This window comes from Nocardioides sp., assembly GCF_035481145.1.
In the GTDB taxonomy this organism is placed as follows: domain Bacteria; phylum Actinomycetota; class Actinomycetes; order Propionibacteriales; family Nocardioidaceae; genus Nocardioides.
Window position 1 is genome coordinate 1 of sequence record NZ_DATIHB010000189.1, and the last position, 8,620, is coordinate 8,620.

General features: G+C 70.4%; 9 protein-coding genes. 5 read left to right on the forward strand and 4 right to left on the reverse strand.

What is annotated here, in order from left to right; genetic code table 11:
• Window positions 1-202 precede the first annotated feature (202 nt).
• Window positions 203-1,396, forward strand: coding sequence for a GAF domain-containing protein (locus VLF38_RS15285; RefSeq protein WP_325272098.1), 1,194 nt, complete (start codon window positions 203-205; stop codon window positions 1,394-1,396).
• A 50-nt stretch (window positions 1,397-1,446) separates the two neighbouring features.
• Here the strand turns inward: VLF38_RS15285 and VLF38_RS15290 are convergent, their stop codons facing one another.
• From VLF38_RS15290 to VLF38_RS15305, 4 genes are all read right to left on the reverse strand, one after another.
• Entirely contained in the window at window positions 1,447-2,076 is a 630-nt protein-coding gene (locus tag VLF38_RS15290) for a thiamine phosphate synthase (RefSeq protein ID WP_325272099.1), read from the reverse strand.
• A 57-nt stretch (window positions 2,077-2,133) separates the two neighbouring features.
• Window positions 2,134-3,003, reverse strand: coding sequence for an RNA polymerase sigma-70 factor (locus tag VLF38_RS15295; protein ID WP_325272100.1), 870 nt, complete (start codon window positions 3,001-3,003; stop codon window positions 2,134-2,136).
• On the reverse strand, window positions 3,000-3,611 hold the full coding sequence (locus tag VLF38_RS15300) for a carboxymuconolactone decarboxylase family protein (RefSeq protein ID WP_325272101.1): 612 nt from the start codon (window positions 3,609-3,611) through the stop codon (window positions 3,000-3,002). The genes VLF38_RS15295 and VLF38_RS15300 overlap by 4 nt, the downstream gene beginning before the upstream one ends.
• 120 nt (window positions 3,612-3,731) lie before the next feature.
• Entirely contained in the window at window positions 3,732-4,751 is a 1,020-nt protein-coding gene (locus VLF38_RS15305) for a LacI family DNA-binding transcriptional regulator (protein WP_325272102.1), read from the reverse strand.
• 132 nt (window positions 4,752-4,883) lie between these two features.
• Here VLF38_RS15305 and VLF38_RS15310 point away from each other — a divergent pair, with 132 nt between their 5' ends.
• From VLF38_RS15310 to VLF38_RS15325, 4 genes are all read left to right on the forward strand, one after another.
• The gene (locus tag VLF38_RS15310; protein WP_325272103.1) at window positions 4,884-6,173 is read left to right on the forward strand and encodes an extracellular solute-binding protein; all 1,290 of its coding nucleotides are present in this window, start codon (window positions 4,884-4,886) and stop codon (window positions 6,171-6,173) included.
• Window positions 6,170-7,177: a sugar ABC transporter permease gene (locus VLF38_RS15315; RefSeq protein ID WP_325272104.1), complete on the forward strand. Its 1,008-nt coding sequence runs from the start codon at window positions 6,170-6,172 to the stop codon at window positions 7,175-7,177. Before VLF38_RS15310 ends, VLF38_RS15315 begins: the two co-directional genes overlap by 4 nt.
• Window positions 7,174-8,025 carry a carbohydrate ABC transporter permease gene (locus tag VLF38_RS15320; protein WP_325272105.1) on the forward strand — a complete coding sequence of 284 codons (852 nt, stop codon included), beginning with the start codon at window positions 7,174-7,176 and terminating at the stop codon, window positions 8,023-8,025. The genes VLF38_RS15315 and VLF38_RS15320 overlap by 4 nt, the downstream gene beginning before the upstream one ends.
• Window positions 8,026-8,032: 7 nt before the next feature.
• Window positions 8,033-8,620, forward strand: a 588-nt coding sequence (locus VLF38_RS15325) for an ABC transporter ATP-binding protein (RefSeq protein WP_325272106.1), incomplete at its 3' end; no start/stop codon positions are given.

Sequence of the window (8,620 nt, forward strand, 5' to 3'; positions counted from 1 at the left end):
TTCGCGAGGCGCTTGGGGCGCAGGAGTGGGCCCCGCCAGCAGAGCGCGGTCCCGGCGGTGCCGCGACGGTTGCGCGCAGTTGCGCGGAGCGCGAGGAGGTTGCAGACCAGCCCCGGGCGGGGGTTGCACGATGTTGCATCCCCTCAGGTGTGGCTGCGGTCACAGTCGCGGACCTATCCTCCGAAGTGGAGGTGCCTCGTCCGTGTCGAACTTCAATGCCATCCGCCCGGGCACGAACCTGTCGCAGTACGCACAGGAGCTCACCCGCGTGCACGACGCCGTCCTCAGCGGCATGCGTACGTCGGGGCGCCCGCGCGCGCTCGTGGCCCGGTCGTGGCACCGCGTCCTGCAGTCCGGCCTCGACGCCTCGCGGCGCAACGGCCGCGATCCGCTGTCGCTCGAGGAGGTCCTGCGTCGGCGTACCGAATCACCGCTGAACCTCGTGATCGACGACCTCGTGCGCGTGGTCTCCGGCGTCGCTGACGCCTCCCGCTTCCTCATGGTCGTGGCCGACGCCGACGGCGTCGTCCTGTGGCGCGCCGGGTCGACCTCGGTGAAGCTCCACGCCGACTCGCTCGGCTTCTCCGAGGGCGCGGTGTGGACCGAGGAGGTCGTCGGCACCAACGCGATCGGCACGGCGCTGGCCGAAGCCGCCCCCGTCCAGCTCTTCTCCGCCGAGCACTACGAGCAGGCGCAGCACCCCTGGTACTGCACCGCCTCGCCGATCCACGACCCCCGCACCGGTGCACTGCTCGGGATCGTCGACGTCAGCGGACCGGCGATGACCCTCCACCCCGCCATCGGCGCACTGGTCGAGACGGCCGTCCGGCTCGCCGAGTCGCAGCTCTGGCGTCACCACGAGCAGCGGCTGGACCGGCTGCGGAAGTCGGCGGAGCACGTGCTCGCGACCGTGCAAGGGCCCGTCCTCGTCGTCGACGACCACGGCTGGGTGGCCCACCACTCCGGGATCTCCGCGCGCGACCGGATCGCGGTCCCCCGCGCCGACACCGCCCTGACCATCCCCGGGATGGGCATCTGCCTGCCCGAGCGCCTCGCCGACGGCTGGCTGGTGCGCCCGGCGAGCGGCCCCCGCGCCATCGGTGCCGTCCTCGACCTGACCGGCTCACCGACCCTGGAGGTCCAGTCAGCGGGCGATCCCTGGCGCGTGCCGCTGGGCCAGCGCCACGCGGAGATCCTCCAGCTGCTGCACGCCGCAGGCGGAGCCGGCCTCACCGCGGGACAGCTGAGTCGCGCGCTCTACGGGGACACCGAGCACCTGGTCACGGTCCGCGCGGAGATCTCACGGATGCGTCGCTCGATCGGGGCGTTGATCGCGACGAAGCCCTACCGCCTGGCCGACGGTGTCGACCTGACCGTGCTGCACCGCCTCGTCTGAGCCGCCCGACCCAGCAGCGCTGCGTACCTCCGCGGCCGAGTTGCGGGCGCTCAGCGGACGACGGCTGCGAGCGCGCATGCCGCCGCGACCGGGTCGGGCGCGCGCCAGATGCCACCGATGACGGCGACCCCATGCGCTCCCGCGGCCACCACCTCGGCGGCATTGGAGGCGTCGAGGCCCCCGATCGCCAGCACCGGCACTCCCTCGGGCACCACCGCGGCTCCCAGCCCCTCCACGCCGAGCGGGTCGGGCAGGCCCTCCTTCGAGCCGGTCGCGAAGACCGGCCCCACCCCGGCGTACGCCGCCCCGGCCTCCGCGGCGGCGCGCACGTCGGCGGCGGCGCGGCAGGTGGCGCCCACGAGGAATCGGTCGGGGAGGAAGCCCCGCGCCTGGGCTCGCCCGACCATCGCGACGACCTCGGCAACCGGCATGTCCGTGGCACCGACGTGGACGCCGTCGGCGCCGGTGATCACGGCGACGTCGACGCGGTCGTTGACGATCACCTTCGCAGCGGGCACGAGGTTCATCACGTGGTTGGTGAGCGCGATCAGGCCGTCGCGCCCGAGCGTCTTGTCGCGCACCTGGAAGCCGTCGACACCCGCCATGGCGAGGGCCGGCAGCCGGGCCAGATCGTCGGTGGACGAGACCAGGCACATCAGGCGGGGCACGACGAGGCGCACGCGTTTCACTCCCTGCTCCGGTTGGACGCGGGCGACTCTAACGCGGCGCCGAGGCGCTCAGCGGGCGAGGCCCGTCTCCTCCGCGAGGTGGGCCAGCTTCTCGGGGTTCCGCATGGCGAAGATCTGGCTGATGCGACCACCGGCCACCGCGATGCTGACGACGGTCAGCCCACCCACCGGGTCCTCGATCCAGAGTGCGGGTGCGCCGTTGACCCATCGGACACCGACACGCGCGTCGGGCGCCCGGCGCGCGAACTGTGCCAGCAGCTTCGCCACCAGGGTGTCGCCACGGACCGGCCGCAGCGCTGCCTTCGCCACCCCACCACCGTCGGCGATGACGACGACGTCGGGAGCCATGACGTCCATGAGCGCCTGCAGGTCACCGGTCTCGAGCGCAGCCAGGAACCGGTCCACGACCTGCTCCTGCTCCGTCGTGCTCACCTGTGTCCGCGGCCGCCGCGCCTCGACGTGGTTGCGCGCCCGGTGGCCGATCTGTCGCACCGCGGCGGGCGACTTGCCCACCGCCTCGGCGATCTCGTCGTACGGCGCGTCGAAGACCTCGCGGAGCACGAAGACCGCGCGCTCCGTCGGGGTGAGCGACTCCAGCACGGTCAGCATCGCGATCGAGACCGACTCGGCGAGCTCGACGTCCTCGGCCACGTCGCGGGTGGTGAGCAACGGCTCGGGCAGCCACTCCCCGACGTACTCCTCCCGCCGCCGCGCGAGCGTGCGCAGCCGGTTGAGTGCCTGTCGGGTGACGGTGCGGACCAGGTAGGCCCGCGCATCGCGCACCGTCGACTGGTCCACCTCGGCCCACCGCAGCCAGGACTCCTGCACGACGTCCTCGGCGTCGGCCGCGGAGCCGAGCATCTCGTAGGCGACCGTGAAGAGCAGGCTGCGGTGGGCGACGAACGGGTCCGTGCTCATGCCCGGGACGCTACTCCCGGCACAACCCCGTGGGGTGCTGCCTCAGGTCGCGCGGCCAGCGGCTTCAGCCCGCACGCGTCGGCGAAGCCGTCGGACTCGATCCCCATCGCCACGTTGCTGCGGGTGGTGTAGTTGGCGAAGCCGACCACGGCGGTCAGCTCGATCAGCCCTGCCTCCCCCAGCTGGGCGAGCAGCCGGGCGGCCAGCTCGTCGGTCACCGTGACGGGCAGGGCGGTCATCGCCTCGGCGTACGCGAGGACGTCGCGCTCGAGCGGCGTGAAGACGTCGGAATCGCGCCAACGCGGGATCTCGCGGGCCTTGTCGAGGTCGAGCTTGCGGTTGTGCGCCTCGAAGTAGTTGAAGTCGAGGCACCACGTGCAGCCGACCAGCGAGGCCACGGCCATGTGCGCGAACGACTTCAGCTGCTCGTCGCAGGCGTCCCACTTCTTCACCTTGCCGCCGAACCCGATGCCGGCGTTCAGGACTCCCGGGTGGTGCCAGAGCACACCGAGGGACGACGGCACCTGGCCGAGCATCTTCGTCGCGAGGCGCTTGATCAGCGCCCCCTTCAGGCCAGTGATCTCGGCGGCGGGGATGCGGGTGTTCATGGCTCTCTCCTGGGTGATCGGGCTGCGGTGGCATGAAGACACCGCGCAGCCGCGATCTGTGACAGCCCGCCCGGGAATCAGCCCGGAATCAGCCGGGAACCGGCCGGGAATTGGCCGGGATCAGCTCTCGTCCGGTGCGGGTCCGGTCGACTGCCGCAGCACCAGCTCCGGCCTGAAGACGTACTCGCGCGCGGGGACCGGCGCGCCACCGATCGCGTCGGCGACCGCCGCCACCGCCGCGGAGCAGAGGGCGTGGACCGGCTGCCGCACGGTGGTCAGCGGCGGGTCCAGGAAGCCGATCAGGAGCGAGTCGTCGAAGCCGACCACGGAGACGTCGCGAGGCACGGCAAGGCCGGCGTCACGCACCCCACGGATCGCACCGATCGCCATCATGTCGGAGGCGCAGACGATCCCGGTGGCGCCCCGCTCGACCAGGCTCCGCGCGGAGGCGGCGCCGCCCTCGACGCTGAAGAGGCTCTCCTCGACCCAGCTCTCGGCCTCCTTCTCGGAGAGGTCGAGGAGACGGCGCAGCGCGCCGACGAAGCCGGCCCGCTTCCGCTGCGAGGGCGTGAAGCGCCCCGGTCCGGTCGCCAGCCCGATGCGGCGGTGGCCGAGCTGCACGAGGTGCGCGACGGCGATCTCCGTCGCCACGGCGTCGTCCGCCGAGAAGAAGGGGGCCGGGACGTCCTCGACGTAGCCGTTGATGAAGGCGACCGGCATGCCGCGCTCGATCAGGGCGCGGTAGCGCTCGTGGTCGGCGGCCGCGTCGGCGTGGCGGCCCGAGACGAAGATGATGCCGGCGACGCCGTGGTCGAGCAGCGACTCGACGTACTCGTCCTCGGAGACGCCGCCGGGCGACTGCGTGCAGAGCACGGGAGTGAAGCGCCGCTGGGTCAGGGCGTCCTCGATGACCTGCGCGAACGCCGGGAAGATCGGGTTGTCGAGCTCGGGGACGACGAGGCCGACCAGGCCTGCGCTGCGGCGGCGGAGCTTCGCCGGCCGCTCGAACCCGAGGACGTCGAGCGCGGTGAGCACCGACTGCCGGGCCGAGTCGCTGACGCCGGGCTTCGCGTTGAGCACACGGCTGACCGTGGCCTCGCTGACGCCGGCTTCGACTGCGATGTCCGCGAGGGTGCCCATGCCCCCATCAAACACCTCTGCAAAAGTTGCCGCAATCTCTTTCAATTCCTTGCAAGTTCTTGCTACGGTCCGTGATGGCCGTCACAAGCGCGGTCGCACCGGTCCCGAGCCGCTGTCATCAAGGAGCCCCACATGCGCCGCACCATCCCCGGCCTCTCCGGCCTCGCCGCCATCGCCCTCGTCCTCTCCGCCTGTGGCGGCGGCGGCGCGAGCGAGACGTCCGGCGACAAGACCGACCACGACGCCCTGAAGGCGACCCTGACCTGGTGGGACACCTCCGACCCCACCAACGAAGGCCCGGCCTTCAAGGAGCTGATCAAGCGCTTCAACGAGGAGTACCCGAACGTCAAGATCAACTACCAGTCGGTCCCCTTCGGCGAGGCGCAGAACAAGTTCAAGACGGCCGCCGAGGCGGGCGACGGCGCGCCGGACATCCTGCGCGCGGAGGTCGCCTGGGTCCCCGAGTTCGCCGCCGCGGGCCACCTCTACGCCCTCGACGGCACCGACGTCCTCGAGAAGAACGACTACCTCGAGACGGCCCTCTCCTCCAACGTCTACGAGGGCAAGACGTACGGCGTCCCGCAGGTCACCGACACCCTCGGCCTGATGTACAACAAGAAGCTCTTCAAGCAGGCAGGCATCACCGACGCCCCCACCACCTGGGAGGAGGTCGCGGCCGACGCGAAGCTCCTGGCAGAGAAGGCGGACGCCAAGGGCATCTACCTCAACAGCGGCGGCTACTTCCTGCTCCCCTTCATGTACGGCGAGGGCGGCGACCTGGTCGACACCGAGGCGAAGTCGATCGTGGTCGGGTCGAAGGAGAACAAGGCCGGCATCAAGGTCGCTGCGGACCTGGTGAAGTCCGGCGCGGCCCCCAAGCCCGACGCCAACGACTCCTACGGCACCATGATGACGCTCTTCAAGGAGGGCAAGGTCGGCATGGTCATCAACGGCCCGTGGGAGGTCGCCAACGTCTCCAAGGACCCGAAGTTCGGCGGGTTCGAGAACCTCGGCATCGCTCCCGTCCCGGCGGGCTCCGCCGGAGCCGGTGCTCCGGTCGGCGGCCACAACTACGTCGTCTACTCGGGCATGGACGAGAAGAAGGCCGACGCGGCCACCGCGTTCCTGGAGTTCATGACCTCGGCGGAGTCGGAGGCCTACATCGCCGACGAGCTCGGCCTGCTGCCGACCAACGAGGCGGCGTACGACCTGGTCAAGGAGAACGAGCGCGTCACCGCGTGGAAGTCCGCGCTCGACGTCGCCGTGGCGCGTCCGTGGATCCCCGAGGGCGGCCTCTTCTTCGGCCCGCTCGACGAGATGGCCACGAAGGTCCTGGTCCAGGGCGCCGCGGTCGACGCGACGCTCGACAAGACGGCCGCGAAGTACAAGGCCGACGTCGTCCCGGAGTACGACCTGCCATGAGCCTGAGCAGCGCAGCGGGGTCCGGCGTCACGCCGGGCCCCGCCCGCCGCGGTCGTCTGCGGCGGTCCTTCGACCGGCACTGGTACGCCTGGGCGATGGTGGCACCCACCATCTTCGTGCTCGGCGCCCTGGTGCTCTACCCCCTCGTCCGCGGCATCCTCCAGTCGTTCACCAACCTGACGGAGACCAACCAGCGCGCTGAGGTCTGCAGCAAGACCCTCGGCGGCGCCGAGTCGTGTGCACCCAACCCCGACCGCTGGCAGTGGGTCGGCCTCGACAACTACCTCGACCTGCTCACCGGCGAGCGCGGCCACTTCTGGCTTCTCTTCGGCAACACCATCGTGTGGACCCTTGCCTGCGTGACGCTCCACTACCTGGTCGGCCTCGGCCTGGCCGTGATGATCAACCGCAACTTCCGGGGCCGCAGCTTCTACCGCGTGCTGCTGATCGTGCCGTGGGCGGTGCCGGCGTTCGTCAGCGCCTTCGCCTGGAAGTTCCTCTTCAACCCGCAGTTCGGCCTGATCAACTCGGTGCTGATGCAGGTCGGCCTCGACCCCGTGGAGTGGTTCAACCACCGCTGGACCGCGATGTTCGCCGCCATCGTCACCAACGTCTGGCTCGGCGTTCCGTTCATGATGGTCGCCATCCTCGGCGGCCTCCAGTCGATCCCCGGCGAGCTCTACGAAGCGGCCGAGATGGACGGCACCAGCGCCTGGCAGCGGTTCCGCCACGTGACCCTGCCCGGCCTGCGTCCGGTGAGCTCGACGGTCATCCTGCTCGGCACGATCTGGACCTTCAACATGTTCCCGATCATCTACTTCGTCACCGGCGGGCAGCCCGCGGGTGAGACCGAGATCCTGGTGACCGGCTCCTATCGCGCTGCCTTCGAGGGCCTGCGCAACTACTCGCTGGCCGCCACCTACGGCGTCCTGATCCTCGCGCTCCTGGTCGTGTACGCCGCGGCGTACCGCAGGGCGCTCAAGAGCAAGGGAGAGGTCTGGTGACCCGCAAGCCCCGCGGCCGCGACGAGCGGAGCCCGCTGGCCTCGATCGGCCTGCACGCCACGCTCCTGACGGCCACGACGATCGCGCTCTTCCCCGTGGTGTGGGTCTTCCTCGCCTCGCTGAAGCCGCAGAACGCCATCCAGTCCTCCGAGATCCGGCTCTTCGACAACCCGACGCTGGACAACTACCGCCGGGTGCTCTTCGAGACGAGCTTCCCCTCGTGGTTCCTCAACTCGGTGGTGGTCGCGGTCTTCACGATGGCCATCGGCATCTCCATGTCGGCGACCGCGGGCTACGCACTGAGCCGTTTCAACTTCCCCGGCAAGCGCGGGGTGATGTGGCTCTTCCTGATCACCCAGATGTTCCCCGTGGCCATCCTGATCGTGCCGATCTACACGATCATGTCGAGCCTCGGGCTGATCGACACCAAGGCCTCCCTGGTGATCGCCTACTGCTCGGTCGCGGTGCCGTTCTGCACGTGGATGCTGCGCGGCTACTTCGACACCATCCCCCGCGAGCTGGACGACGCCGCCGCCCTCGACGGCCTCGGCCCGTTCAAGACCTTCTGGTACGTCGTGCTGCCGCTCGCCCGGCCCGGCCTCGCGGTGACCGCGTTCTACACGTTCCTCACCGCCTGGGGCGAGGTCGCCTACGCGATCGCGTTCATCCTCAGCGACAAGAACCTCACGCTCGGTGCCGGCCTGCAGCAGTTCGTGCCGCGGTTCAACCCGCAGTGGGACCTGCTCACCGCAGGGGCGGTGCTGATCATGCTGCCCGCCTCTCTCGTCTTCTACTTCGCCCAGAAGCACCTCGTCGCCGGCCTGACCGCCGGTGGAACCAAGGGATAGGAGTCCCATGTCCACCCCCGTCGTCTTCGACGCCGCCACGCGGCTCTACCCCGGCTCGACCGTGCCGGCCGTCGACCGTCTCGACCTCGAGGTCCAGCCGGGCGAGTTCCTCGCGCTGGTCGGGCCTTCGGGCTGCGGCAAGTCCACCAGCCTGCGGATGCTCGCCGGCCTGGAGGACGTCTCCTCCGGCTCGATCCGGATCGGTGACCGCGACGTGACGCACCTGCGCCCCAAGGACCGCGACATCGCGATGGTCTTCCAGAACTACGCGCTCTACCCGCACCTCACGGTCGGGGAGAACATGGGGTTCGCACTGAAGATCGCCGGCGTCTCCAAGGCGGAGATCAGCTCGCGGGTCGCCGACGCCGCCCGGATCCTCGACCTCGAGCGCTTCCTCGACCGCAAGCCGAAGGCGCTCTCCGGCGGCCAGCGCCAGCGTGTCGCCATGGGCCGCGCGATCGTGCGCGAGCCGCAGGTGTTCTGCATGGACGAACCGCTGTCCAACCTCGACGCCAAGCTGCGCGTCCAGACCCGCACCCAGATCGCCTCGCTGCAGCGGCGCCTGGGCGTCACCACGGTCTACGTCACCCACGAC